General features: G+C 66.8%; 24 protein-coding genes. 15 read left to right on the top strand and 9 right to left on the bottom strand.

Features of this window, described 5'->3' with window-relative positions; genetic code table 11:
• Nucleotides 1-139: 139 nt before the first annotated feature.
• Nucleotides 140-409 carry a hypothetical protein gene (locus tag ABIB25_RS04785; RefSeq protein WP_354527274.1) on the top strand — a complete coding sequence of 90 codons (270 nt, stop codon included), beginning with the start codon at nucleotides 140-142 and terminating at the stop codon, nucleotides 407-409.
• A 23-nt stretch (nucleotides 410-432) separates the two neighbouring features.
• On the opposite strand, the gene ABIB25_RS04790 is transcribed toward ABIB25_RS04785, so the two are convergent.
• Both ABIB25_RS04790 and mobF read right to left on the bottom strand, forming a co-directional pair.
• Nucleotides 433-1,578 carry a hypothetical protein gene (locus ABIB25_RS04790; RefSeq protein ID WP_354527275.1) on the bottom strand — a complete coding sequence of 382 codons (1,146 nt, stop codon included), beginning with the start codon at nucleotides 1,576-1,578 and terminating at the stop codon, nucleotides 433-435.
• 103 nt (nucleotides 1,579-1,681) lie between these two features.
• Nucleotides 1,682-5,440 (bottom strand): MobF family relaxase, encoded by a 3,759-nt coding sequence (gene mobF / locus ABIB25_RS04795; RefSeq protein WP_354527276.1) that lies wholly within the window; start codon nucleotides 5,438-5,440, stop codon nucleotides 1,682-1,684.
• Between the two features lie 177 nt (nucleotides 5,441-5,617).
• On the opposite strand from mobF, the gene ABIB25_RS04800 reads away from it, so the two are divergent.
• Nucleotides 5,618-5,890: a hypothetical protein gene (locus tag ABIB25_RS04800; protein ID WP_354527277.1), complete on the top strand. Its 273-nt coding sequence runs from the start codon at nucleotides 5,618-5,620 to the stop codon at nucleotides 5,888-5,890.
• The gene (locus tag ABIB25_RS04805; RefSeq protein WP_354527278.1) at nucleotides 5,883-6,800 is read left to right on the top strand and encodes a zeta toxin family protein; all 918 of its coding nucleotides are present in this window, start codon (nucleotides 5,883-5,885) and stop codon (nucleotides 6,798-6,800) included. The genes ABIB25_RS04800 and ABIB25_RS04805 overlap by 8 nt, the downstream gene beginning before the upstream one ends.
• A gap of 16 nt (nucleotides 6,801-6,816) precedes the next feature.
• Here the strand turns inward: ABIB25_RS04805 and ABIB25_RS04810 are convergent, their stop codons facing one another.
• A complete protein-coding gene (locus ABIB25_RS04810; protein ID WP_354527279.1) occupies nucleotides 6,817-7,581 on the bottom strand; it encodes a nucleotidyl transferase AbiEii/AbiGii toxin family protein in 765 nt (254 codons plus the stop codon).
• 3 nt (nucleotides 7,582-7,584) lie between these two features.
• Nucleotides 7,585-7,911, bottom strand: coding sequence for a hypothetical protein (locus ABIB25_RS04815; RefSeq protein ID WP_354527280.1), 327 nt, complete (start codon nucleotides 7,909-7,911; stop codon nucleotides 7,585-7,587).
• A gap of 245 nt (nucleotides 7,912-8,156) precedes the next feature.
• Between ABIB25_RS04815 and ABIB25_RS04820 the strand changes: the two genes are divergently transcribed.
• Both ABIB25_RS04820 and ABIB25_RS04825 read left to right on the top strand, forming a co-directional pair.
• Nucleotides 8,157-8,384 (top strand): AbrB/MazE/SpoVT family DNA-binding domain-containing protein, encoded by a 228-nt coding sequence (locus tag ABIB25_RS04820; protein WP_354527281.1) that lies wholly within the window; start codon nucleotides 8,157-8,159, stop codon nucleotides 8,382-8,384.
• Nucleotides 8,377-9,156 carry a DUF5131 family protein gene (locus ABIB25_RS04825; RefSeq protein ID WP_354527282.1) on the top strand — a complete coding sequence of 260 codons (780 nt, stop codon included), beginning with the start codon at nucleotides 8,377-8,379 and terminating at the stop codon, nucleotides 9,154-9,156. Before ABIB25_RS04820 ends, ABIB25_RS04825 begins: the two co-directional genes overlap by 8 nt.
• On the opposite strand, the gene tcmP is transcribed toward ABIB25_RS04825, so the two are convergent.
• The gene (gene tcmP / locus ABIB25_RS04830; RefSeq protein WP_354527283.1) at nucleotides 9,120-10,298 is read right to left on the bottom strand and encodes a three-Cys-motif partner protein TcmP; all 1,179 of its coding nucleotides are present in this window, start codon (nucleotides 10,296-10,298) and stop codon (nucleotides 9,120-9,122) included. The two genes, ABIB25_RS04825 and tcmP, sit on opposite strands and share 37 nt — an antisense overlap.
• A gap of 1,050 nt (nucleotides 10,299-11,348) precedes the next feature.
• Between tcmP and ABIB25_RS04835 the strand changes: the two genes are divergently transcribed.
• Nucleotides 11,349-11,630: a hypothetical protein gene (locus ABIB25_RS04835; protein WP_354527284.1), complete on the top strand. Its 282-nt coding sequence runs from the start codon at nucleotides 11,349-11,351 to the stop codon at nucleotides 11,628-11,630.
• A 279-nt stretch (nucleotides 11,631-11,909) separates the two neighbouring features.
• On the top strand, nucleotides 11,910-12,929 hold the full coding sequence (locus ABIB25_RS04840; protein ID WP_354527552.1) for a DUF2637 domain-containing protein: 1,020 nt from the start codon (nucleotides 11,910-11,912) through the stop codon (nucleotides 12,927-12,929).
• 203 nt (nucleotides 12,930-13,132) lie between these two features.
• Here ABIB25_RS04840 and ABIB25_RS04845 read toward each other — a convergent pair whose 3' ends face one another.
• The 3 genes from ABIB25_RS04845 to ABIB25_RS04855 all read right to left on the bottom strand — a co-directional run bounded on the left by ABIB25_RS04845 (nucleotide 13,133) and on the right by ABIB25_RS04855 (nucleotide 15,800).
• Nucleotides 13,133-14,395 carry an MFS transporter gene (locus ABIB25_RS04845; RefSeq protein ID WP_354527285.1) on the bottom strand — a complete coding sequence of 421 codons (1,263 nt, stop codon included), beginning with the start codon at nucleotides 14,393-14,395 and terminating at the stop codon, nucleotides 13,133-13,135.
• 104 nt (nucleotides 14,396-14,499) lie between these two features.
• On the bottom strand, nucleotides 14,500-15,429 hold the full coding sequence (locus tag ABIB25_RS04850; protein ID WP_354527286.1) for a M56 family metallopeptidase: 930 nt from the start codon (nucleotides 15,427-15,429) through the stop codon (nucleotides 14,500-14,502).
• A gap of 5 nt (nucleotides 15,430-15,434) precedes the next feature.
• A complete protein-coding gene (locus ABIB25_RS04855; RefSeq protein ID WP_354527287.1) occupies nucleotides 15,435-15,800 on the bottom strand; it encodes a BlaI/MecI/CopY family transcriptional regulator in 366 nt (121 codons plus the stop codon).
• 191 nt (nucleotides 15,801-15,991) lie between these two features.
• Between ABIB25_RS04855 and ABIB25_RS04860 the strand changes: the two genes are divergently transcribed.
• The 5 genes from ABIB25_RS04860 (at nucleotide 15,992) to ABIB25_RS04880 (ending at nucleotide 21,499) form a co-directional block, all read left to right on the top strand.
• Nucleotides 15,992-16,630, top strand: a complete 639-nt coding sequence (locus ABIB25_RS04860) for a DedA family protein (protein ID WP_354527288.1) — start codon at nucleotides 15,992-15,994, stop codon at nucleotides 16,628-16,630.
• Nucleotides 16,627-17,244, top strand: coding sequence for a DedA family protein (locus tag ABIB25_RS04865; RefSeq protein WP_354527289.1), 618 nt, complete (start codon nucleotides 16,627-16,629; stop codon nucleotides 17,242-17,244). Before ABIB25_RS04860 ends, ABIB25_RS04865 begins: the two co-directional genes overlap by 4 nt.
• 81 nt (nucleotides 17,245-17,325) lie before the next feature.
• Nucleotides 17,326-18,306 carry an undecaprenyl-diphosphate phosphatase gene (locus tag ABIB25_RS04870; RefSeq protein ID WP_354527290.1) on the top strand — a complete coding sequence of 327 codons (981 nt, stop codon included), beginning with the start codon at nucleotides 17,326-17,328 and terminating at the stop codon, nucleotides 18,304-18,306.
• 38 nt (nucleotides 18,307-18,344) lie between these two features.
• On the top strand, nucleotides 18,345-19,061 hold the full coding sequence (locus tag ABIB25_RS04875; RefSeq protein ID WP_354527291.1) for a phosphatase PAP2 family protein: 717 nt from the start codon (nucleotides 18,345-18,347) through the stop codon (nucleotides 19,059-19,061).
• Nucleotides 19,058-21,499: an HAD-IC family P-type ATPase gene (locus ABIB25_RS04880; RefSeq protein ID WP_354527292.1), complete on the top strand. Its 2,442-nt coding sequence runs from the start codon at nucleotides 19,058-19,060 to the stop codon at nucleotides 21,497-21,499. Before ABIB25_RS04875 ends, ABIB25_RS04880 begins: the two co-directional genes overlap by 4 nt.
• A 972-nt stretch (nucleotides 21,500-22,471) precedes the next feature.
• Here ABIB25_RS04880 and ABIB25_RS04885 read toward each other — a convergent pair.
• Nucleotides 22,472-23,158, bottom strand: a complete 687-nt coding sequence (locus ABIB25_RS04885; protein ID WP_354527293.1) for a tyrosine-type recombinase/integrase — start codon at nucleotides 23,156-23,158, stop codon at nucleotides 22,472-22,474.
• A 444-nt stretch (nucleotides 23,159-23,602) separates the two neighbouring features.
• On the opposite strand from ABIB25_RS04885, the gene ABIB25_RS04890 reads away from it, so the two are divergent.
• The 3 genes from ABIB25_RS04890 (at nucleotide 23,603) to ABIB25_RS04900 (ending at nucleotide 24,876) form a co-directional block, all read left to right on the top strand.
• The gene (locus ABIB25_RS04890; RefSeq protein WP_354527294.1) at nucleotides 23,603-23,740 is read left to right on the top strand and encodes a hypothetical protein; all 138 of its coding nucleotides are present in this window, start codon (nucleotides 23,603-23,605) and stop codon (nucleotides 23,738-23,740) included.
• 85 nt (nucleotides 23,741-23,825) lie between these two features.
• Nucleotides 23,826-24,320, top strand: coding sequence for a hypothetical protein (locus ABIB25_RS04895; protein ID WP_354527295.1), 495 nt, complete (start codon nucleotides 23,826-23,828; stop codon nucleotides 24,318-24,320).
• A gap of 40 nt (nucleotides 24,321-24,360) precedes the next feature.
• Nucleotides 24,361-24,876, top strand: a complete 516-nt coding sequence (locus ABIB25_RS04900; RefSeq protein WP_354527296.1) for a putative immunity protein — start codon at nucleotides 24,361-24,363, stop codon at nucleotides 24,874-24,876.
• Nucleotides 24,877-24,904: the final 28 nt, after the last annotated feature.

Here is a 24,904-nt window from a genome sequence, read left to right on the forward strand (position 1 = left end):
ACCTTTCCCGCGGCCCGTCCAGTAGGTGGGGTGGGAAGGTGGGCCGCTACAGGCGACCTGTGGCGCGCAACCGGATGAGCAACCCCGTCCGGGTACGTCTGAGGCTTGAAGGCGAACAGATGTTCGATAGGCTCGGTGAATGGCTCCGTATGCGAACGAAGAGACCCCGCGGGACATACCGGTGAAAAAGCCCGGTCCGAGTTACGCGGTGCTCGCCCGGTTGGTGGCCATGACCGGGGATGAAGTGTGGATGCCGGCGCGGGCTGTGCGGTGGACCCGCACCCACGTGATGGTCCGGCTCCAGGAACCCGAGCTCGACGACCCTACGTACGCGTGGCTCCGATCGGCCGATGTCCGCCGGTCGGTGCGGATCTCCGGCCCGGCCGGCGGACATCCGGCAGGGGAGTGATTCAACCTGCCGGGTCGAGCCGGTCAGATGTTGGGGCGTTCACCGGCGATGTGGGCGCTGGCGCGGTCGGCGGCGTCGACGGCGTCCCCCACCAGCAGGAGCAGGTTGGCGCATGCCTTGGGGATTGTCGGGGTCACGTAGGTCGCTCGGACGTGCAGGGCTTGCCCGCCGCGGACCAGCCCGGCCAGTCCTTGAGTGGAGGTGAGTGGGGGGACCTCTTCGATCGGTGTGTCGTCGAACGCGGTGGGCCAGGTCGGGTCGGCTGAGAAGGAGAAGTCGGGGTCGGCGTCTTCGTCGTTCGGCCACGGTGCGGCGGGGCGCGCCTGGTCCGGGTGAGAAGTGGTGGCGGGGAGGACGTAGCGTCGGGCGTTTTCCTCGTCTTGGGTGAGGCGGGATTCGATGAGCCGGTCGAACTGCCGGTAGAACTCGGCGATCCAGTCGAGGGTGTCGGTTTCGCTGTCGTTGCAGGCGCGGACGCTCTCCCAGGAGCGAGTGATGTCGATCGTGCGATCAAACCGCTGGTCCGATGTGTCCACCGCGGGTGTTGACGGGACTAGCGGCGCGTCGAGTGGGCGGTACCGCTGCCCGGCGGCGGTGATGGCCATGGCCATGATGCGGCGCACGGCGATGACCGCGTCGGCCGGGGTGGGGGCGCGGACCCGGAACTCGATGGACTGCGCGGAGGATCCGGTGGCGGCGGACACGGCCCACGCGTCGGTGATGTTCTCGTTGTCGATGATGAGTTGCGATGCCGTCTCGGTGGGCGGCGCTGCGTCGAGCAGTCGCGGATCGGCGGCGTCGAGGTCGAGCAGACCGCTGACGTCGGTGTGGTGCACTTCGCCGGTCCAGGTGTGGCCGATTCGGATGGGCGGCCCGTCGTAGGGGAACGGGTAGTCGCTGGGGTTCCAGGCGTCCCAGGCACTGTTGCCGGGGACGTTGGTGCCGTCGGTGTTCAGGTATTCCGGCAGTTCGTCCCAGCCGCAGTGCGGGACCAGGCGGAAGACGTGGGTCAGGATCGTGTCTGCGACCTGTGCGGGGGTGCGGTCGTGTTGTTGCGACTGGCCAGCCAGGAAAGGCTCGGTGAGCCATGCGGTGATCTGGTGCTCGCTGGTGCGCAGGTAGGTGTCGCGTTCGGGGCCTGTTGCCGGTAGGTAGTGCAGGATCGTCATGGGGCTCTCCTGGGGCGACGTTCTGTGTCGTGTTGGTCGGGACGGTAGATGGCGGTACCGACAGGGACTGGGTCAGTGTGCGGTGCGTCCGCTCACCGGTGAGCTAACTGCGCGCGCGGGTTGCGGTGACCTCGACGGCCGGCTGTCCGGGGGCGGTGCCGATGCTGCTGGTGATTGCTGCGGCGGCATGTTCGGCGTGCCGCCGGTCGGCGACCTGTGCCCACGCTTCACCTGGCGGGGGCATGGGTCCAAGGGTGGCGGTGTGTTCGTCGTCGGTCAGGCTCCATCGGTCCCGATACGCCGCGATGATTCGGGCCGCCTGTCGCCATTGGGCGGCACCTTGGGTTTCGGTGGGTCGGTGCTGCAGTAGTGGGCGCAGCCACGCGGCGTGGTGTTGTTCGGCGCGGTGCAGCACGGCGTCGGCGCGGGCTTCGATCAGTTGGGCCCGTTCGGTGAGGGCGAGAATTGTTGCCGGGTCGGTTAGTCCTTGATCGGCGGTGGGGATGAGCCCTGCGATCCACTGTTTCGGGGGCACCGTGCGGCCGGCGGCGACGGCGATGGTCCAGGCGCGGGTGGCCTCGGCGATGCCGGTGGCGGTTCGTCCGGTTTCTGGGAGGCCGGCGACGATGCTGGCTAGGGCTTGGTCCACGGGTAGGCCGTTTCGGCGGGCGGCGCGGACGGCGCGGTGCAGGTCGTCGGCGGCGGGGTCGTCCAGGACGGCTTCGGTGTCGATGTCGGTGTGGACGGACACTTCGTAGAGGGTGTCTTCGGTGGTGCCTTGGTGGGCGTCGGCGGCGATGGTCTCGTATTCGGCGGCGAGCTGTCGGATGCTTTCGGCTTGTTCGAGCTGCTCGGTCATCGTTTGGTGGGCGGAGATGTCGGCGCTGCTGTTGTCCAGGATTGATTGCAGCACTGTGCGTGCCGTCGCAGCGTCGGCCGAGCCGTGGTTGTGGTCGCTGAGTGGGTCGGCCCCGGCCGGTGGGGTGTCGGTGGGTACGTAGCCGTGGTTGGCGAGCCGGCCGCGGGTCATCGCGACGTAGAACGCCTCTCGGGAGATCGTGGGCGGTGCGATGACGTGGGCGGTGTCCACGGTCAGTCCCTGGCTGCGGTGCGCGGTGGTGGCATAGGACAGTTGGACGTGTTCGGCGACGTACCCGGCGGGCAAGGTCACCGGTCGGCCGGTGGGTTTGCCGGCGGAGTTGAGTAGTCGGACGGTCAAGGACCCGTCGGGCATCGATTGCTGGACCTGCCATTGCTGGCCGTTCTGGACGAATCCGGCGTCCCGTTTGCCAGTGCGGGCCGAGATGATGCGGCCGTGCCCGGAGCCGTCGGTGAGGACACGGTCGATTTCGCGGGTGACGATGCGGTCGCCGCGTCCGGCGGTGAGACCGTCGGCGAGGGCGACCCCGGCGGCCTCGACGTGGCCCAGGGCGACGAGTTCGGCGCGGGCCTGCTGGTTGAGGGCGCTGACGGTGGCGTTGTCGGCGGCGATCAGCAGGGACACGTTCCCTCTGGCGGTATCAAAGCGCCACGCTTCGTAGGCGGCGGCGAGCATGTCGGAGGCGGGTCCGTCGGTGAACCGGTCGTGTTCCTCGTAGCTGTCCAGGCAGTGATGGAGGCCCAGCCGCATGTCGGCGGAGGCTTCCTCCTCCCAGGTGCGGCGGGTGCCGTCCGGATCCCGGAACCGGCGGATCTGAGTGAGGGTCGGGGTGTCGGCGCGGGCGGCGGCGAGCAGCCCGAGCACTCCGCCGGTTTCGACGGCGGCGAGTTGGTGCGGGTCGCCGACCAGCAGGAGTTTCGCGCCGGCGTCTGCGGCTTGCGTGGCGAGCCGGTCCAGGGCCAACGTGCCGGCCATTCCGGCTTCGTCGACGATCAGCAGCTGCCCAGGATGCAGGCTCCACCGGTCGATGTCGGCCTGGGCGCGGCTGATCGCTGCGTCTAGGCGGGCGATCCGGGCCGGGTCGCTGTGTTGACCGATTCGGTTGGTGCGGGCGGCGGTGAGCCGGTTGAGGCGATCGGTGCGGTCCTGATGCAACGCTGATTCGGCGAGCCACTTCGCGGTGTTCTCGGTTCCGATACCCAGCTCGTCACCCAGCACAGTCGCTGCTTTGGTGGACGTTGCCAGTCCGACGACGGATCCTGGTCCGTGCTCGGCTTGCCAGATCGCGCAGACACCGGCCATGGAGGTGGTCTTTCCGGTGCCGGCCGGTCCCAGCAGCAAGTCGATGCGCCGGCCGGACGTAGTGATGGCGATCGCGGCGGGTGCCTGGTCCTCGTCATAGAGCTGCCGCCCGTCCGGAAGCGGACTGGAGGCGACGGCGGTGGCGATCTCGATGTCGACGGCCGGGGCCGAGGTATCGGCGGTGCCGGCCAGCAGACGTGCTTCGGCGTCGATGATCGCGCGGGAGGTGAAGACGGCCGCTCCGAGGAATTGGCTGCGGCCGGATTTGGCGTCGATGAACTTGTCGGGGGTGTGGGCCAGGACCGGTGCGGACAAGTCGATGGACAGTGCCTGAGCGGTGGCGGTGATCGCGGATTGCACGGCGGCCAGGTCGGCGGAGGTGGCGAAATGCAGGTTCTGCCCGGCCAGTAGTTTCCCGGTCTGAGAATCCAGGTTCCAGTACGTCCACGACGAACGGGTAGCCGAGGTCTGGTGCAGTACTTGCGCTCCCGCCTGCCGGAGCCAGTCAGGATCGATGTCGCCGGCGGTGAGGAACACCGGCCGGTGCTCGGGGTCGGCGGTGGCCGCGTGCGCTGCCCAAGCGTTGCTGTCGAGGCCCAGGAGGGCCGATGACTGTTGCTGCCACCGCGCGGTCATTGTCTGCAGGGTGTGGTGGTGCTTGGCGGTACGGGTGTCCAGGGTGACGGTCTGCCTGAGCTTGTTGATGATCGCCTGCGACGGGCGGCGGCCGTGCTTTTCGGTCCAGTCGGCGATGGCTTGATCGACGGCCGGTTCGATCGCGGCGGATCGTTGCGAGAAATGCTCGGATAGCTGGCGCGGTACGACGGCAAGTTCCCGTGAGGGCCGTCGGTTGGGTCCCCGTTCGGCGAGCTGCCAGGTCAAGCCGAGGCGGCGGGAGACTGCGTCGGCCAGCAGCAGGTTGTACCGCTCGGACATTGCCACGGTGGACCGGTAGAGGGCACGGGAGTCCAAAGTGCGCCATTTCCCGTCGATGGCGCTTTGTACCCGGTTGGGGATGGTGACGTGGGAATGAAGTTGCGGGTCGCCGGCGCGGGAGTCCCAGTGGTCCCAGATTGCGCCGAGCATCCCGTTGGTGCGGACCTGTTGCACGCCGTTGGTGCCGGTCCGGGTGCGCAGGGTTTCGTCTTCGATCATGTGCAGCACTTCTTGGATGGCTTCCTGGTGCGCTTCATATAGCTGCACCTGCACGCCGTGGTCACCCAGTGCCCACAGGACGGACACCGACTTGGGGACCGAGAAGGTGATGTCGAATCCGGCCACGGGGTTGCGGGTCGGCTTCTTGCGTTCCTCGTCCTTGATTCGGGCGATGTGGGCGGTGCGGGTGGCGGCGGGCATCGTGGCGGGGAGTTTGCTGATGCGACGGTCGATCCGTTCCTGCCGGGTCGCGTACTTGGCCGGCGCTTTGCGGGCCAGCTGCTGCCCGGTGACGGGGTCTTCGCCGCGTTCGAACAGTCGCCGCATCTGCTCTTCGGTGATCGGCTGGTCGACGTCGATCCCTGCGCCTTTGTTGATTCCCGCCAGTCCGGTGCCGGTCCACCGGCCCGGCGGGTAACCGTCGGCGGCGTAGTACCGGGTCAACGCCGAACCGCGTTGCGACGGATCGATCGGGACTCCGTCGGCGCTGGAGATGTGGCGGAGCAGGTACTCGACGCTGGCCATCCGGGACATGCTTGCGGTCACATGCCATGGGTGAGCGAAGCCCGCCTGAGCTATCGGTGTTCACCGTCGGTGGCGGACGGGTGGAAAGGGACCTGCGTGTGCGAATAGCTCACGCGGACGGGGGACTATTGCGGGTACGGGTATCGGCGCGGGTTGCGTCAGGAAGGTCCACATTCGATGGCCAGCAAGGCCACCACACCCACACCGGAAATCCTCGATGACATCGCTTTGTTCGACGCGACCCTGGACGCTGCGCACGCCCTATTGGCAGGTTGCGCCGAGCAGTGGCGAGCGGCGGACAGTGACCGTGAACGGGAGCCGTGGATGAGCACGATCCGGCAGCTTCGGACGGCAACTGCCGCGCTGGACCCGGCCGATCGGGTCACGTTGCGTAAGCACCTGCTGCATTGGAGCGCCCAGGCTGCGGAGTTGGCCGACAACGATGACTGAACCGCCCACGAGCCGGGCCGCGGCCGACTTCCAAGATCTGGTGCTGCCGTTGCTGTTCGACAGCGCGGCACCAGCGGCCGAGCCGGTGCTGGTGATGATCACCGGCCAACCAGGAGCCGGCACAGCGGCGGCGGCCCGCTCCGCCGAACTGATGTGGCCGCAGCAGCAGTTCGTCACCATCAACGGCAACGAGCTCGCAGCGCTACGCCCGGAATGGGCAACTGCACAGACTGACCCGTTCACCGCGCGAGCCACGGTCTCGGCCGGAGTGCGGGAGTGGATCGACCAGGCGGTCGAGCACGGACGGGAACGGCGCGTGGCGATGATGGTCGACGGCGGGGGACAGGACCCCGCCACCTTGGTCGGTTACGCGCAACGATGCGCCGCGTCGGGCTACTTGGTGCACCTGGTGGCCATGGCAGTCCCGTCGCCGGTGTCACGGCTACGAGAGGCCGGCCGGTTCTACGTCGAACGTGCGCTGGGCGGCCCGGGCCGGTGGGTCAGTACCGGCGAGCACGACATCGCCTATCCGCAGACACCGATGGCTGTCGCCGCGGCGCAGGTGACCGCGCAGGTGCAGCGCATCACGGTCTTGAACCAGGTCGGCGAGGTCGTCGCCGACAACGAGCGGGACGGCGCTGCCGGTCCGTGGAAGTCGCCGCCGACCGCGGCGAAAGCGATGGTGGAACTTCGGTGGCAGCGGCCCACCCCGGAAGCTGCGAATGCTTGGTTGACCTCACACCGGCAGGTCCTGGCGATCGCGAACACCGCCGGCCACAATCGGGCCACTCGAGAGACGTTCACCCGGCTCGGGACCGAGGCGACGTGGACGTTCGAGTCGATGTCCAATCCCGACCGCGGTGTACCGCCAGTGCTACCGATGAACCCACGGTTCGAACCTAGCCAGTAGCGCAGTCAGGACAGGGTCAACGACTCGGGCCGGAATACCGCTCCGTGGGTCCTGATGCGGGCGGCGGCTGCGGCGAGGTTGACATTGGAGGGACCTGGGTGGTGGGCGCGCGATGCGCCTGGGTCCGCCTGGTCGGCGAGACCGCTGAGAGGTCATCGGCCCACTCGTGGAAGGCCACGCGCATCGCGGCGATGTCCTCCTCGGGGGTTCCGTACGCGGAGAAATCTCGGTCGTCGATGTCCTCCACTCCGTGGAGACAGTCGGCGAGCATGGTCCGATCCAACGGTGTGGCTTCGCGCGCGTCTGCCAGGGACAGGAGGCTGTCCCGGCTGAACTTGCCGCTTTGGAGCAGTGCGTAGGCGTCGAGATAGTCGCGGGGGAGGAAGCGGCCGTAGAGTGCGGCGATTTTTGACCCGGCGGCATCGGCCAGCGACAGCACCGGCCCGATGTCCATTGCGGCCGGCGCTTGAGCGCGGTAGTCGACGCCGAGGTCGATTTCCGACGTTGCGCCTCCGGAATCGCTTACGGCGATGCGGGCGAACGTGGGTGCCTGGCGGGTCACCACCGCGGTGAGTCCGGCGTCGACGTAGGCCCTGCAGACCTTGGCCACTGCCTCGGCGAACCGGTCAGGGTCGGTCAGATTGGTGAAGATGTCGACGTCGTCGGAGGCGCGGGAGCCGATCCCATACTGCCGGATGGCGTATCCGCCGGCGAGGACGAAGCCGAACGATTCCGCGGCCTGTAGCCCGATGGTGGCGATCGTCCTTTGCAGGTCATCCATCAGCTAGTGCTTGGTCCGAAGGAGTGGGAAGTGTGACTCCCACTGCGCTCGGCATCGCTCCGGTAGACGAAGCTGGGGCCACAATCGACGCAGGGTAGGGCCGTCGAGATGCCGTTGGAGATCGCCGACGCTGGACGCCTCCATGATGACCGTGATGTAGAGCCGTCGTATTCGAGCCGGGTCGCTCAAGTCGTAGTCGCGGGTCGGTCCCCAGTCCAGATGGATCGGAAGGTGGACGACGCCGGTAGTGGGGCCGTGGAGGCTGGCGAGGTCCTCCGGGACCACGTACGGGCGGTGCGCTGCGTAGAAGCCTGGCGTTGCTGTGGTCATGGCCGCGGCTCCTATCTGGTCGGAATTGGTCGTGACTCGATGTGGATCTTCTGGTTCATTGTTGCGCACTTGCGGCGCGGTGGGACGAACACGGATACGTGCGCTCCGCTACCGGGTCACAGCGCTGCGGGGCGGGTCGGTCTCGATCGGTGGTCATCCATGGGCAGGTCGCCGCCGACATGGTTCCGCTTCTCAGGCATTAGAAGTACAAATACTAATGTGAGAATACGCGTTGGACCGCACTGATGGCCGTCGTGCATGGACCCGTGAGAATCACTGGGAACCGGCAGATTTCACTGCCGAAGGCGCTGCTTGAGCAGGCAGAGATGCACACGGGCGATCACGTGCACTTGATGCTGGACGACGACGGCACCGTTCGAGTGGTCAACACACGAACCGTGTCCGAGTGGATTGCGCGCGGGCGATCGATCACTGCACCGAGCACCGAAAACGAGGGAGACGGAAATGCGTGACCGATCGCTGATTGAGTGGACGGAGACGACGTGGAACCCGGTCACCGGGTGCGACAAGGTCTCGGCCGGCTGCGACAACTGCTACGCGATGACGTTGGCCAAGCGGTTGAAGGCCATGGGTGCGGAGCGGTACTCCCAGGACGGTGACCCGCGCACTTCCGGGCCAGGCTTCGCGGTCCGAACGCACCCGGCTGCGCTTGAACAGCCCTACCGATGGCGTCAATCAAGGGTTGTGTTCGTCAACTCGATGTCCGACCTATTCCACGCGAAGGTTCCGGTCTCGTTCATCCGGGACGTTTTCGCAGTCATGGCCGACACACCGCGCCACACCTACCAGTTGCTGACGAAGCGGAGCTTGCGGATGCGGCGTCTGGCGGATCAGCTCGATTGGCCGCCGAATCTGTGGGCCGGCGTTTCGGTGGAGAACGCCGATGCGCTGACCAGAGTGGACCACCTCCGGGCGGTGCCGGCGGCGGTGCGGTTTCTGTCGGTGGAACCGTTGATCGCCCCGGTCGGGGCGATGAATCTTGAGGGAGTGGGCTGGGTCATCGTGGGTGGTGAATCCGGTCCGCGGCACCGTCCGATCGACCCGGCGTGGGTGCGGGACATCCGGGACCAGTGCAACGTTGCGGCGGTGCCGTTCTTCTTCAAACAATGGGGCGGATCGACACCGAAGGCGAACGGCCGTGAACTAGACGGCCGGCGCTGGGATGAGATGCCGTCCCGACCGCTGGGCTACCGCGCCGATGTAGTGGTCGCCGCGGCTCGGTAGGTCCGGTCCCGCGGTTTCTTCGACGGTGGGTGCGGATCGACGGTGAGTGTGCCGGCGGCCAGGAGTGACTTGAGGGCGCGGTTCACGATCGTCTCCCGCGCGATGCCTACCTGGTCTCCGAGGATCGCCGCCGTGTGCTCGACGGGGATGAACGCTCCGCTGCTCTGACCGAGCCGAACGATGTTGCTGGCAAGGATCGGTTGGGCAGCGGTGTCATCGCCGGCCAGGATCATCTCCACTGGATCGGCGTGGGGGAACAGCCCGTCCGGCTCGGCGTCGCCGCCGCCATGAGCGAGCAACCACGGCCGTCGGGCCCGCGCTGCGGCGTCGGCGAACACCCAAAGTCCGTGTCCGCCGCGGGTCAGGAAGATCAAGTGATAGACCGGTTGCCGATGACTGGCTCGACGCTTGACCGGGATGACAATCGACTGCATCCCGGTCGCCTGCCCGAGTCGCTGCGCGTACCCGCGAGCGATCCGGTCACCCGCAAGCGCCCATTGACCGCCGTCTTCCTCCACTGACCGGTCAGCGACATCGCGCCACCAGTCACCGCCGAACAGGTCATCAAGCAAGGCACCAGATGACCGGTCACCCTTCATCCAGGCACCGCCGATGCGACGGGTGGCGTCAGCGGAAAAATTGGCCAGCAACTCGGTGACCGGTCGCGGTGACCGAGGCCGGTCAACCGTCAGCAGGTTGACGAGGGACCTGAACGGAGTCAGCACTCCGCACGGATCGAGGAACAGAAGCAGCGGAATCTTGTCCGCCGCGGCCAGCACTTGCGCTCGGTGATCGTCAAACGTTCCGCACAACGCCGTCCCAACCTGACGTCGGCGGTTGAACTCATCCACCACCGCCGCCAGCGATCGGAAGGTCTTCGGATCTTTCTCAATCAGGAAGCAGTGGATCGGATCGGCTGCGTTGATAGCGGCCAACATCAGCATTGCGCCGGACGCCGGTGAATTGTCGAGAAGGTGTCGGCCCGGCCCGGCGTAGCCGTCGACCACGATCGCCTGAGCGGTCCTGGTGGTCTTCGGAATCATCCGCATCCAGACGTGCACGTAGTTCCACAGCACCGCGTGTTTGAACGCCGAATGCATCTGTTCGGTGTCCGTCAGACCAGCTGACGTGCCCTTCGCCATGGCCGGATCATCACTCACTTGCGCGTGACGGCTCTGCCCGACACGCTGCCGCAGGCCGTTCCTTCGCTCCGCGAAGGAGGTAATGCCAGAGGTGTGTGGTCTAAAAGGGTTACGGGCGGGGAGCGAAGCGGGGAAAAGCGGTTGGGTTACGGGCGGGGAGCGAAGCGGGGAGAAGCGGTTGGGTGGTTGAGGGTTACGGGTGGGGAGCGAAGCGGGGAAAGAGCGGTGAGAGCTGCAGGAGCGTTGAGTGCGCGTGAAAAGAGTGGGCGGGTCGGGAACGGAGTGAAACGGGAGGGATTGCGAGTGCAGGGGGCTGCGGAACCTCACGCGGGCGAGCCGCACACAGCTCCCACGGGCGGGCGCGACCCCGGGCCACGGCAGCGACCGTCCCGAGTCGGGGTCAAACCGGCGGCCGCAGCATGAACCGGCACACCCGATGGCAGGAGGGCAACCAGGGGGACCGGGACCACCCGGGAACCGTTGCGCCACCCCGGGAAGCGAAGGAACGACGAGAGCCCATTGACGGAAGGCTGATCATCGTCAACGCCCATGGGCGGTCACTTGACTGCCAGGGTCATGGCCGAGCAACCAACGGGTGGCGGTCACTGTTGACGGTGATGACTGTGACGTGACCGATGAACGGTCAGACTTCGTCCGGTGACCGGTCACTGCCGAGCTGACGGGCCACAGCCCAGTTGATGACCGTGCAACGGCTGACCGGTGAGCAACAAGGTTGACCGGTCCGCGGTCGACAGGCGTCGGGCATGAGCGGTCAGTGACCGGGTGAGCGGTCAAGGGGGACCGAGTCTCGTTGGAACGGCGTGGGGTCGGCGCGTCGGTCACGCGGTGACCGGCGAAGACGGTGCCCGGGTCATCGGCCGCTGACAGGCACTGCACCAATCCATCACCTTCCCAAGGTGGCTATGCCAGACCCCAACCGAGACACCTCACCTCACCAACAATCGGGCGCATCGATAGCTCACGAACGGGAGGGGCCAACGCCCGGCAGTGGGTGCACAGTGCGCCCAGCGGAAGGGAGGGCCGATGCGGATGAGCGCCGGGCCAGACACACCGAGCGAATGGCTCGCTGAAATGCACCACCGCCAGCAGGCGATCCATGCGGCAGTGGAAGCCGTCGTCGCCGCTGCAGCTGCGGTCGCCACCACCACAGCCGACGCTGCCGCCGCGGTCCTCAGGGTGCGCCTGACGTATTACCAGGCGATCGCCAACGCCCGGAACTTAATCGGCACCCGAAGCGACACCCGCCGCGCGCTGGGCATCACCCCCCACACCTTGCGGACCGCTTTGTCGGAGGCGAAGGGCGATGACTGACCAGCACAGGTCCATCTGTCTGCACTGCGACGAACCGGTCGGGCCGGATGGGCAGGAAGTGTGGCCGGGACAGTGGTGGTGCACCGACGGCGCGCGGATCGAAGTGGAACGGCTCACGGCGTCGTGTCGCAAATGCGGTGGCCACGTCGGGCCCGACGGTGTCCGTGACAACGACGAGGTTCAGTGGCTTTGCCGCGACCGCGTGGCCTGGATCGGCATGCTGGAGTACAGGCCGAATGTGATCACCGGCGGTGATACGCAGTGACCGCCGGTTCCGCGGTGTGGGCATCGCGTGCCGCACGTGCGTCAGCGGCGGTCGTCGCCGGCGGCGCAGCGGCGCTGTCCTTCCGCGCGACCTCGCAGGTCGCCGAAACGTCCGGGGCGGTGAGCGCCGGATGGGGCTGGATCGTGCCGCTCGTCGTTGAAGCGGGCGTGCTCACCTCAGCGGCGTTGGCGTGGGTGAGGTCCGGTGAAGGGCTGGGCGCCGCCACGGAAACGGCGGTGATGACGGGGCTGCTCGCCCTTTCCGTCGTCGTTAACGTCGCCCATGCGGCACACGGCACCCTGCTTGGCAGGGTCGTGGCGGCTGTGCCGCCGGTCGTCTTGCTGGTCGCCGTCGAAGGGCTTCTCCGCGAACAACGCCGTACCGCCGCCGCTGCGTTTACGGCCATCGGCTCCTTGGTGTTAGTCGGAGACGAGGAGCCCGGGGAGCCGGCCGCCAGGCTCGACGCGCCGGTCACCGTGGCGGTTGGGTCGACGGCGCTCGCCGATGCCGTCGATAGGGACCAAGAGCTCGACGCCGTCCCGCTGGCCGCCGAGCAACCATCTGAACGCACGAGTCCAGATGCGAGGGAACCGAACCGCACCGACGCCTGGGCGGTGACATCGCCCAAATTCGTGGCGGCCCGAGGGGCGGAGCCGCCGGTCGTCCCGGATGGGCCGCCCGGTGAGCAGTGGATCTCGGCGATCGAACGGCAAGTGCAGGTCGCGACCGCAGCGGACCCAACACCAGCCGGCGCACCTACTAAGCCGCCGGCCGAGCCCGTCAGGTCCGCGGGCGCACACCCACCGCCAACGGTGATCGTCGGGCCGATCAAACCGGAAGAGCTGGCCAGTCAAGTGAGAAAGGCATACAGAGCAGGTGTGCCCGTGACGGGCCGGTCGGTGGCCGGGTGGCTGGGCGTCTCGGAGTCCACCGGTCAACGCCGTCTGAAGAAGGTGTTGAACGAGCACACAGACTTGGCCGGCTACGCCGCCCGAGACGCGGCAGCCGATCAAACGCTCAACCGCGCCAACTAGTAAAAGACTGCGGGTCATAGATGACGACGTAAAGGTGTTGACGGTCACGGTGCATGACGACGAAATCGCCACTTTTCCTGCCGACGACGCCGACTTGCCGATCTGCAGGCTGACGGTATCGGCGGCCAGGAGCCAGGTTTTCGCGCGGTGGCCTGCCTCGAGCGGCCGAAGCTCATCGCGATCAGCCAGGACATACCTGGGGCTTAGGGTTGTTCGACGCGGCGCAGCACCGACCATAGTGCGACCAGTGCGAGCAGGTTGGCGGCGATGATCACCTCGATGGCGAGGGTGAGGCTGCGGTCGTAGGCCACGCCCAGGATGGTGCCGGCGACGAGTAGTCCGAGGCCACGGACGAGGGCGAGCCAGCCGAAGGCCGCAGCGCGCGCGTCGGAGGGGACGAGTTGGGTGACGACGGCTTTGATGGTGGAGTCCAGGATGCCGTTGACGATGCCCCAGATCGCCACTCCGATCCAGATCAGCAGAGCGTGGTGGGTGAATGCTACGGCGGCGGCCGCCGCTGCGATCGGTACGAGGAGCAGCACTTTCGGGCCGTGTCGGTCGTAGACGCGGCCCATCACCAGGCCGCTGAGTCCGTCGACGAGCATGGCCAGGGCGAACAGCACCGGGATCTGGGATTCGGTGAGCAGCCCCTGGGTCTGGGCGTGAAAAGCGAGCAGCGGAAAGGAAGAGATGCCGCAGGACAGCACGGCGACAGCGGCGACGTACTGCCACAACAGCGGCGGCAATGACGGTCTGCGGCGGCTCTGGTGGTGGGTCGGCTCACTCGGGAAATCGGGTGAGGGTGCTGTATCGGGTTGGTTCGGCGTGAGGTCCGATCCTGGGGTTTCGTAGGCGGCGGGGTCAGGAACCCTTCGGCGTAGCCACCACAGCAAAACCATGACGATGACGCCGGGGACGATCAGGACTCCGAAAGCGAGGCGGTAGTCACCGGTGTGCCAGGCCAGCACGGCGGCCAGCAGCAGCGGTCCGAGCATCGCGCCGAACTGGTCCATCGCCTGATGGACGCCGAACGCTGTTCCCCGGCCAGTCAGGGTGGAGGCGTGAGACAGCAGAGTGTCCTTGGCCGGGGAGCGGACCGCTTTACCCAGGCGCTCGGTGCCGTACAGCAGCAGCGCCGGCCCCAGCAGGTGGGTGAGGCCGATCAGCGGCACGCTGATCACGGTCAGGGCATACCCGGTGATCGTCCAGGCCCAGTAGTGGCGGGTCCGGGTCACCAGGTAACCGGAGACCACCCGCAGGCCGTAGCCGATGAACTCTCCGGCTCCGGCGGCCACACCGACGATCACCGCCGATGCGCCCAGGGTCGCCAGATAAGGCCCAATGATGCTCCGCGCACCCTCATACACCATGTCCGCGAACAAGCTGACCAGCCCGAAGGACACGATGAAATGCCATGGCCGCATCCGCGGCCCCCCGGCCACGCCAGGGTTGACCGGTGCTGTCATGGTGCCGGTACTCCTATTTCTGGGGAGTAAGGCTGGCTTGGTTCCCGCCGCCGGGCGTTGCGCTCCCCGACGTAATTCTCACCCGGACCTGCATGACCCGGCTGTTAGTGGTATCCGTGCAGGTAGGCGGATTGGGCGAGTTCGAAGAGATGTTCGGTGTCGTGTGCGGCGGCGAAGGTGGCCAGCGCGGTGGCGGCCAGCAGGCTGAACAGGACCGCCAGGTGCCAACGCGATACGGGCGGCGACGGTCGCCGTAGCGCACCGATTCTGGCGGCCACCTCGGTATCGGCGGCCGCCAGAACCGTTCCGCCGGCAAGGAAGCTGCTGCGGTTCTGGCCAGCTGCTGCCCTGGTGAGCGCGTCGGCGACGGTGTCGCGTCGACAGGTCTGGGCGGCGTCCTCGTCGGCCCACCGTTCGCAGGCCAGGCCGACGGCGGCGGGAAGGTGGTGCAGCAGCGGGTTCGCGGCGGCCGCGATGCCGGTGATGCTTTGGTGCAGGTGATGGCGGTGCCTCAGATGGGAGCGCTCATGAGCCAGCATCGCGCGGCGCTGACCGGCATCCAGCGCCCGGAGCAGGCCGGCGGACACCACGATCCGCCCGGGCCGCCCCGGTACTGCCAGCGCCTGCCGGTCGGGGAGGTCCAAGACGACGAGTTCCCCGCCGGAGGCGGGCAGGGCCGCCGCCAGCTGGTAGGCCTGCCGCAGTGCCGCCACCCGCCGCCATCCCGCCAACGCAGTGCGGGCCGCGAGGGCGATCACCGCCACCACCGCGAGGACGGCGACCGGGGTCCAGATGGTGCCGCCGTGGCGCAGGGTCTGTCCTGACCAGTGTCCGCTCTGGGCAAGTTGGCGGTTCTGGGCCACGAAGATGAACCCAACCACGGTGAGAGAGACGGTGGACCCGACGGCGGCGAGCAGGCTGCCGATGCTCAGCAGCCACGTCGCAGCCGCCGGGGGGAGTTGGCGGCTCAACGCCGGGGCACTGACGGCGAAGAGTCCGGCGCACAGCAGCGGCAGAAAGACCCAGACACCCATCTGTCTCAGGTCTTCCGGTGGGGTCGACGCAGCAGATCAACCAGGACGGACTCGTCTTCCGGGGTGAGGCTGCCCAGGAAGTGGGTGAGGACCGCGGCGTGGTCTCCGCCGCGGTCGAGCATGGCGCGCATCCGTTGGGCAGCCAACCCGGCATCGTCCAGGACCGGGGTGTAGGTGTGGGCCCGCCCGGCGAGTTCCCGATGCACTGCACCCTTGCCGTGCAACCTGACCAGGATGGTCTGCACTGTGTTGTACGCCAGGTCACTACCCAATGCCACCGCCACATCCCCGGCGGTCAACGGGCGCTCGGCCGCCCACAAAGTGGCCAACACCTCCGATTCCAAACTGCCCGCGGCGCGACCCTTGCTCACCACATCACGTCTCCGATATCTGGATGTCTCATCGCTGATGCGCCTACGGTACCGTAGGAGGAACAGTCCTACAATTGCGTAGGAGCAGCAGACGGACGGAGACATGGCTTGACCGGCAAACCGCGCCCGCACTGCTCCACTGACGAGCCGATGGTCACGGCAACGCCCGTGATGAGCTCGAAGGTCCCTCGATGAGCGCCGGGTGGGCGGTGGTCACTGTATTGGACCCGCATTCGCTGCTGTCCGCGTTCGGACCCGTCGGGGTCGGGGTGGTGCTGTTCGCCGAGACCGGTCTGCTGATCGGGTTCTTCCTCCCGGGCGACTCGTTGCTGTTCACCGCCGGGGTGCTTTCGGCCGCCGCCGGCTCCTCGTTGCACCTACCGCTGGGGTGGGTACTGATCGCGGCGGCCCTCGGCGGGTGCCTGGGTGCGCAGGTCGGGTACCTGATCGGCCGGCGGGTCGGCCCGGCACTATTCGACAAGTCCAACAGAAGCCGGCTACGGCAGGGCCGGGACCGGGCCGAAATCTACCTGGCCCGCTACGGCTACCGCCGGGCGATCGTGCTGGCCCGGTTCGTCCCGGTGGTCCGCACCGTGCTCAATCCGCTGGCCGGGGTGCTGCACGTGCCGGCGCGGGTGTTCACGCTGTGGCAGATCCTCGGGGGTCTGCTGTGGTCGGTCGGGGTGGTGCTGGCTGGTTATTGGTTGGGTTCACATATCCGCAACGTCGACCGCTATCTACTGCCGATCATCGCCCTGATCGTGGTGGTGTCGCTGATCCCGCTCGCGGTGCAGGTGCTCCGGATCCGCAGGGGAAGGAGATCGGTGTGAGTTTCCTTAGTTCGATTCTGGATCACATCCTCAAACTGCACGGCTTGGAGGCCTACCTGCTGGTCGGCGGGTTGGCGTTCGCCGAGGCAGCGTTACTGGTCGGTTTTGTGCTGCCCGGGGAAACCGCGGTGCTGTTGGGCGGGGTGCTGGCTTTTCAGCATCAGGTGTCCCTTCCGCTGATCGCCTCGGTGGCCGTGGTGGCCGCGATCGGCGGTGACAGCGTCGGCTACGAAGTCGGTCGGCATTTCGGCACCCGGCTGCTCAAGACCCGACTGTTCGCCAAACACCAACAAGGTCTGGAAAAAGGACAGCAAGCGTTGCGGGACAACGGCGGCCGGGCGGTGTTCCTGGCCCGGTTCACCGCGTTCTTGCGGGCGGTGATGCCCGGATTGGCCGGCACCGCCCGGATGCCCTACCGCAGGTTCCTGGCATTCAACGCCGCCGGCGGCGTGGTCTGGGCGCTCGGTTTCACCCTGCTCGGATATGCGGCCGGTGCCAGTTACCAAAGAATCGAGAAAATCGCCGGCAACGTCAGCCTGATCATCCTGGCCGTCGTCGTCCTGGTCGCCCTGTTCCTGGTCATCCGGCACCGCCGCCGCGAACGCGACACTTGACCGAAATCCCGGGCTGCGACGGAAGATTCGTCGACCCGGCCACGCCCCATTTTGTCCTCTATTCGAAGAGAAAGAGTCAGCATGCTTACCTACCTGCAGGCCGCCGTGATCGGACTTCTGCAAGGAGTCAGCGAACTGTTCCCGGTGTCCAGCCTCGGACATTCGGTGCTGGTCCCCGCGTTCATCGGCGGCAGCTGGGAACACCTGGTCACCGAGTCCTCCACATCCACCAGCGAAACCAGCCCCTACCTGGCCTTCATCGTCGCCCTGCACGTCGCCACCGCCGTCGCGTTGCTGATCTTCTTCCGCAAGGACTGGATCCGGATCATCTCCGGGCTGCTGCGCACCATCAAACCCAGCATCCGGGCCCGCCGCCTGGTGGTCACCGACCCAGACGAACGCCTCGCGTGGCTGCTGATCATCGCCACCATCCCGGTCGGCATCACCGGCCTGCTACTGGAACACTCCTTCCGCACCCTGTTCGCCAAGCCACTGGCCGCCGCGATCTTCCTCACCATCAACGGGCTGATCCTGCTCGCCGGCGAACGACTGCGCCGCAACGCACCCACCGACGACACCGAAATCCCCGCCGTTCCGGTCGGTGACCACCTGGAACCGGCCGCCGCCGGCCGGCACACCGCCGCCGAACCCGCAGCCGATCAAGTTCTTCGACCCGCTCGCCGACTCGCGACGTTGAGCTACCGCGAAGCCGGGGTGATCGGGTTCTTCCAGACCTTCGCGTTGCTGGCCGGCATCAGCCGGTCCGGGATCACCATGGTCGGTGGCCTGGCCCGCGGTCTGTCGCACCGCGACGCCGCCCGATTCTCCTTTCTGCTGGCCACCCCGATCATCCTGGCCGCCGGTTTGCTCAAGCTGCCCGGCCTGGCCGGACCAGCCGGCGCGGGCATCGGCGGACAAGTCCTACTCGGCGCTGTTCTGGCCGGACTGGCGTCCTACATCTCCATCAAATTCCTGACCCGCTACTTCGAAACCCGCACCCTGATGCCGTTTGCGATCTACAGCCTGGTCGCCGGGATCATCTGCATCATCCGATTCGCCTGACCACCTGAACCGGGAAGAACCACACCGCGGGAGTACGCATGGAGCATCAACCCGAACCGACGCTGCACCAGCCGAAACACCTATTCGGGCTGCGGACCACCCTGATCGCCGCCGGTGCGTTGGTCGCCGTGGTTCCGCTGGCAGTACTGATCGTGCTGATCAGCACCGGTTGGACGCCGCTACACACAATTGATCTGAACGCCGTCCAGTCTTTGAACCGGTACGCCGAAAACCATGCAGGACAGGTCCAGTTCTGGAAGATTGTCAGCATCATCGGCGGACCCACCGTGCTGCGCATCGCCGCGGTCCTTGCCGTCGTGTTGCTGTGGATACGCCACCGGCGGGCCGCGGCGGTACTGGTGGCCGTGGCGATCGGCGGGGCCGCGGCCCTGAGCGGTATCTTCAAGTTGCTGGTCAACCGCGGCCGACCCGTCGTCGCCGTCCCTGTAGAGCATGCCGACAGCGCGTCCTTCCCCAGCGGCCACGCGTTGACATCGTTCGTCGCCGCCGGGGTGCTGCTGATCCTGCTGCTGCCACACCTGTCCGGTTGGCGGCGCGCGCTGCTCATCGCCGCCGCCGTGCTGCTATGTACGGCCGTTGGGTTCAGCCGGCTCCTGCTGGGGGTGCACTACCCCAGCGATGTCCTGGGTAGCTGGCTGATCGGAACCGCGCTGCTGCTGATCCTGGCCGGGGTGTTCCACCGGTCGCCGGCCAGCCACCCCGCCGCGCCGACCCCACCGACCGCACTGCGGTGAGTGTTTCCCCTCCGGTAGAGGCCGGCGCACCCGGTGATCCCGCATCCGGCGGTACCGGACTGACCGGAACGCAGGTCGCCGAACGAATCGCCGCCGGACAGGTCAACTCTGTCGAGCGGGCCTCGTCCCGGTCGACGTGGCAGATCATCCAAGCGAACTTGCTCACCCGGTTCAACGCGATCCTGGGGGCACTGTTCGTATTGGTGATGGTGACCGGTTCCTTCGCCGACGGACTGTTCGGGGTGGTGCTGGTCGTCAACTCCGGAATCGGCATCACCCAGGAAACTCTGGCCAAACGCAAACTCGACCGACTGGCGCTGCTCAACGCGCCCACCACCCGGGTGGTACGCGACGGTGTACTGGTCCAGATATCCACCGCCGGGGTGGTGCTGGGTGACTTGGTGGAACTGCGCAGCGGCGATCAGGTACCCGCCGACGGCCATCTGCACTCGGCCGCTGGGCTGGAGATCAACGAGTCGAACCTGACCGGCGAGTCAGATTCAACATTCAAAGCCGCCGGAGCGGACGTAAAGTCCGGGACCACCGTCGTCGCGGGTATCGGACGATTCACCGCAGAGGCCGTCGGTGCCGATTCCTATGCGAACAAGATCTCCGCGCAGGCCCGCAAGTTCACCAAGACCCGATCGGAGATACAGGAATCGGTCAACAAGCTCCTCACCTACATCACCTGGGTCATCGTCCTCGCGTTGCCGCTGCAGATCTGGTCGCAGTACCGCGTCTTGGGCGGCCAGGGATGGCGGGAAGTGGTGATCCGCTCCACCGGCGGCCTGGTGGGGCTGGTCCCGGAAGGTTTGGTGCTGCTGACCTCAGTGGCGTTCTTGTTGGCCGCGGTCCAGCTGACCCGCCAACAGGTACTCGTGCAGGAACTTCCCGCAGTGGAAGGCCTGGCCAGGGTCGACGTGGTCTGTTTGGACAAGACCGGCACCCTCACCGTCGGCGACATCGAGTTCCAGGAACTTCTGCCGCTGACCCCACCTGGCCAACAAGCGCAAGATTTGCTGCGGGCAGTATTGGGTGCGTTAGCCGATGACCCCAACGCCAACGGCACCCTCAAAGCGGTCGCCGAGGCGAACCCCGCCCCGACCGGCTGGTCCCGCGAACACGGCATAGCGTTCAACTCCGCGCGGAAGTACAGCGCGGCGACCTTCGCCGGGCGGGGCACCTGGGTTCTGGGTGCACCCGAGATCCTGCTGCGTGAAGGCGATCTGATCCGGGAGCAGGTGGCGGCGCTGGCTGCCACCGGCCAGCGTGTGCTGCTGCTTTCCAGCACCGACCGCAGCTTGATCGGTGAGCAGTTGCCGGAGCAGATGGTACCGGCGGCGCTGATCGTCCTTTCCGAACAGGTCCGCCCCGATGCGGCGGATACATTGAAGTACTTCAGCTCCCAGGGGGTGGCAATCAAGATCATTTCCGGGGACAACCCCACCACGGTGGCGGCCATCGCCCGGCGGGTGGGGTTGCGGTTCGACGCTGCCGCCGTCGTTGATGCCCGCACCCTCGGATCCGACCCCGAGGACCTTCGTGAGGTGGCCACCCGCACTACCGTGTTCGGCCGGGTGTCCCCCGAACAAAAACGAGCATTGGTGCAGGCTCTGCAACGCAACGGCCACGTGGTGGCGATGACCGGAGACGGGGTCAACGACGTCTTGGCGTTGAAGGACGCCGACATCGGCATCGCCATGGGCAACGGCGCGCAGGCCACCAAAGCCGTCGCCCAATTGGTGCTATTGGACGGCAGTTTCTCCCACCTGCCCGCCGTCCTGGCGCAGGGTCGGCGGGTCATCGGCAACGTCGAGCGGGTCGCCAACCTTTTCCTAGCCAAGAACATGATGAGCTTCTTCGCCATTCTCACCGCGGCAGGCTTCGCGTTACCGTTCCCGTTCCTGCCGCGTCAATTGACGTTGGTGTCCGCGTTGACAATCGGCATACCGGCGTTCTTCCTTGCCCTCGGACCGAACACCAGCCGCTACCTACCGGGCTTCTTGAAACGGGTACTGCGGTTCGCGTTGCCAGCCGGCAGCATCGCCGGAATCGTGGTGATCGGAGCCTATCTGTGGGCGCGCGACCGGTACGGCATGTCCGGCAGTGTGCGGTGTTCCATCAGCGGCCAAACACCTGCACCCGTCGATGTCGCCTGCTGGCAGCCCGGCACCGGCGCGACGGTGGCATTGTTGACCACGTTCTTCTGGATCCTGGTGGTGCTGGCTCGGCCACTACGCCCGTGGAAAGCCGCCGTCATCGGATCGATGGTTGCCATCGGGGCACTGTCCTTCCTGGTGCCGTCCGCGGCCCGGTTCTTCAACTTCAACCTGCCGCTGGGTCTGTTCATGGAATCGCTCATCATCGGCGTCGCCGGTGCCGCGGCTGTGGAAGTGCTCTACCGAATCACCCCGCACCGACGAAACACCACTCGATGAGCAAGCACGCGCGCCAGCAGGCTCCACAACAGACGGCGGGTAAGCCAGACTCCGACGCGAATTGTGATCGACAGCTGCAGCAGATCAGCCCACACACCGGCTACAGCCGCTCAGGCATTGGAAAGCGGCCGCACCGCTTCGAACTGACCGTACCCAATCGTCTACCTGCGGCCCCGTCCGAGACCGATGGTCCCGCCGGGGGCTGGGTTGGCAAGACTGTAGTAGTCGCGGCACCCGTCGGCTTCCGGGCCGGCCCATCGGACGGTTACGGACGTCCTAGTCACTTCAGCCGTGGCAATCGCCCACCAGGGTTGCACCCGGTCGTTCACCGTCGGAGTTGGTCTATCGCAACGCGCACCTGCCCGACCTTTCTCCTTCATCGTGCCGACCGGGCTCGTCCGATCATCGGCAAAAAATGACCATTTCATCGGCTATAGAAGCGACGGTCAACACGTAAAGGTGAGTCCGGGAATACGATCGGGAAGCTTCGGCCGGCCGCGGATGGCGGTGTGGGAGTTCGCGGCGGCCGGCCCGCCACTGGTGGTGACTGGTGTCTACCTGTGCTGGCGGGGCACACCCGACTGCAGTGCACCGCCGCCGAGCACCGAAGTGTTGCAGGGGCTTGTGCCGAAATTCTCATGTCTGCCGAATGTCAGTGCGCTGCCGGTCTGGGTGCTGGTACGGCTGTCGTGCTGGTTCCTGTTGGTGGTTGTCCCGCCGGGTGTGCAGACCGCCCGCCAGGAGCGCCGAGGGCGAAGAGCGGACTCAGTGGTCGTGTCGAAAGACAGCCGGCCGGAGATTGGCGCGTGGCCGGCCGATCTGCCCGGGGGCAGCGGATGCGGCCGGCCACGACTAAAGCGCACCTACGTCAGATTGGCGGGGGGTCCAACCGAGTTCGGTGGCGCTCGACACACGATAGCGCGCACATGGTCTCGGTGCATCGATCATGCGCGAGGCGGTGATGCGGGGGAATCAGAAGTCAGGCAGGGTGGACAGCGCGTGGTCGGGACGTGGCCGGCTGATTGGGATCAGTTGGGTTTCGTCGGCCATGGTGACCAGGCGGCGGGCGGCGGTGCTGGGGATCTTGACGTAGGCGCGAGTGGTGACCGGGCTGGCGTGGCCGAGGAGGTCTTGAACGGTGAGAAGGTCCCGGTCAATGGCGTAGGTGCGGGTGGCGAACCGGTGACGTAGGGAGTGCATCGTCCAGACGCCGGGCAGGCGGGCGGCGACGAGTTTGCCGATCCAGCGGGCCGAAAGGTGACCGTTGTCGGCTCCGGGGAACAGCCAGCCTGGGGGTGCCTTGCGGATCTGGACGGCCAATCCCGGGGTGAGAGGCACGGTCCTGTCTTTGGAACCTTTCCCGTGAACGATGAGGGACCAGTCCGACAGATCGGGCACGAGATCGTTGGTGTGGACCACGGCGACTTCGCCGCATCGGAGCCCGGCCTCAGCGGCAAGGCGGAGGATCAGACGCATCCGGGTGTCTGCTCCGGTGAGGGCGATCTCGTAGGCGTTGTCGGGGACCGGGTGTGGGTTCGGGTGGGGCTGGGGGACGTTGGGAAGGCCGAGGGACGGATTGGTCGGGGTGATGCCTGCTTGGAACGTCCAGCGGAAGAATTTGGCGATGCTTGATCGGTAGGACCTGCGGGTGGCGGGCATCCAGCGTTGGCTTCCGAGCCAGCTGACCAGGTCGTTGAGAGTGACTTGGTCAAGCGGTATCGGTGCCATTCCGTGGGCGACTCGGCCTATGTGGCAGGTGCGGGTTCGGATGGTCGTGGGCGGGTGCCCTGCGGCGGTCAGCCAGTTGGACCAGTCGCTGATCGCGAGGGTCCAGAGCTGACGATTGTTCTTGTTCACGTAGGAGAGACCCGCCTACCCTCCGGTGGCTACGCCAAGTGAGTGAATCGTTACATCAGATGGCGTATGGTCGTACCTGCGCCGCCGGAACGGCAGCACCGTACCCCCCGAACGCGGCCAAGCTAATAACCCAGAGGTCACAGGTTCGAATCCTGTCCCCGCTACCACCGCAGTCGGTAGGGCCCCCGATCAGAGAAATCTGATCGGGGGCCCTTTTGCTATTCCTGGCCGGAAGACCTACGAATAGTGCTGGACGAGGTGTTGTTGCTCGACGGATTGCGTGTTGACCGGACCGGGGTGACGCCGCTACCCGGCGACGTGCCGAACACCGAGATGTTCGTCTCCACCGGTGTCGGCGCTCCTCGTCGGGTCAGCAGCCGCTGAGGATGTCCGAGTGTTGTTCCGGGGGAGGAGCCAGCGGTGTAGCTCCGGAGCCGGCAGGGGCCGGCTGATGTGGTAGCCCTGGGCGATGTCGCAGCCGAATTCCCGCAGCTCGCCCAGGCGTTCTTCGTCTTCGACACCCGGGGGCTATTCACTGCAGCAGTCGACCAAGCCGCAGACGATCGGGTACGCGCTGGTCGACTCACCAGTTGCTCAGCTGACCTGGATCCTGGACAAGTTCCACAGCTGGACCGATCACAACGGATTCGTGGAGGACGCCGGCAGCCGGGATCGGATCCTGGACACCGTGACCCTCTACTGGCTCAGTGCCACCGGCGCCTCTTCGGCGCGGTTCTACTGGGAGAACTTCCCGCCGGAGAACGACTCGCCGGTCATGGTCCCGACGGGAGTGACGATCTTCCCCGCCGACATCGAGAAGTTCCCCCGCGGTTGGGTGGAGAAGCGATTTCATCGGCTGGCCTACTGGCACGTGGCCGAGCGGGGCGGACACTTCCCGATGCTGGAGGTGCCCTCGTCGTTCGTCCGCGAGGTGCAGGGCGCCCTCGGCCCGATGCCGTGGTGAGCGGTCGGATTCGACGGACGCACTCGGGGGTGGGGCGACCGTGATACTGCCGAAGGAGCGCGACCCGCGCTTCATCACCATCCGCCGCGGAGGAACTCTCACGGACTCCGATCATCGGCTCCTGGCTCTGTGGGCGGCTGCATGCGCCGAGCACGTGCTGCCGCTCTTCGAGTCGGTGGTGCCGTCGGACCCCAGGCCCCGCAACGCAATCGAGCAGATCCGTGCCTGGGCCCGCGACGAGATCGGGATGACCGGGTCCCGCTCCGCGGGTGGCCATGCCATGGCCGCGACCAGGGTGTTGACCGGATCCGCCCGCCACGCCGCGTTCGCCGCCGGCCAAGCGGCAGTGGTCGCGCACGTCGCCGAACACGATCTCGGGGCGGCGGCCTACGCGATCAAGGCGGTTCGTGCCGCGGCCGGTGTCGGTGGCGCCGAGCCTGCCGGCCGGCTCGAGTGCCGCTGGCAGCGCGACCGACTACCGGACGCCATTCGCGAACTCGTCCTGGAGGATCAGCGATCGCGTAACGGGATCTGCTGGTCGGTGTTCGACTGCTGACCGGTCGGATGTCCTGCCGTCATTGGTT

This window comes from Nakamurella sp. UYEF19, from assembly GCF_040546275.1.
Lineage (GTDB): Bacteria > Actinomycetota > Actinomycetes > Mycobacteriales > Nakamurellaceae > Nakamurella.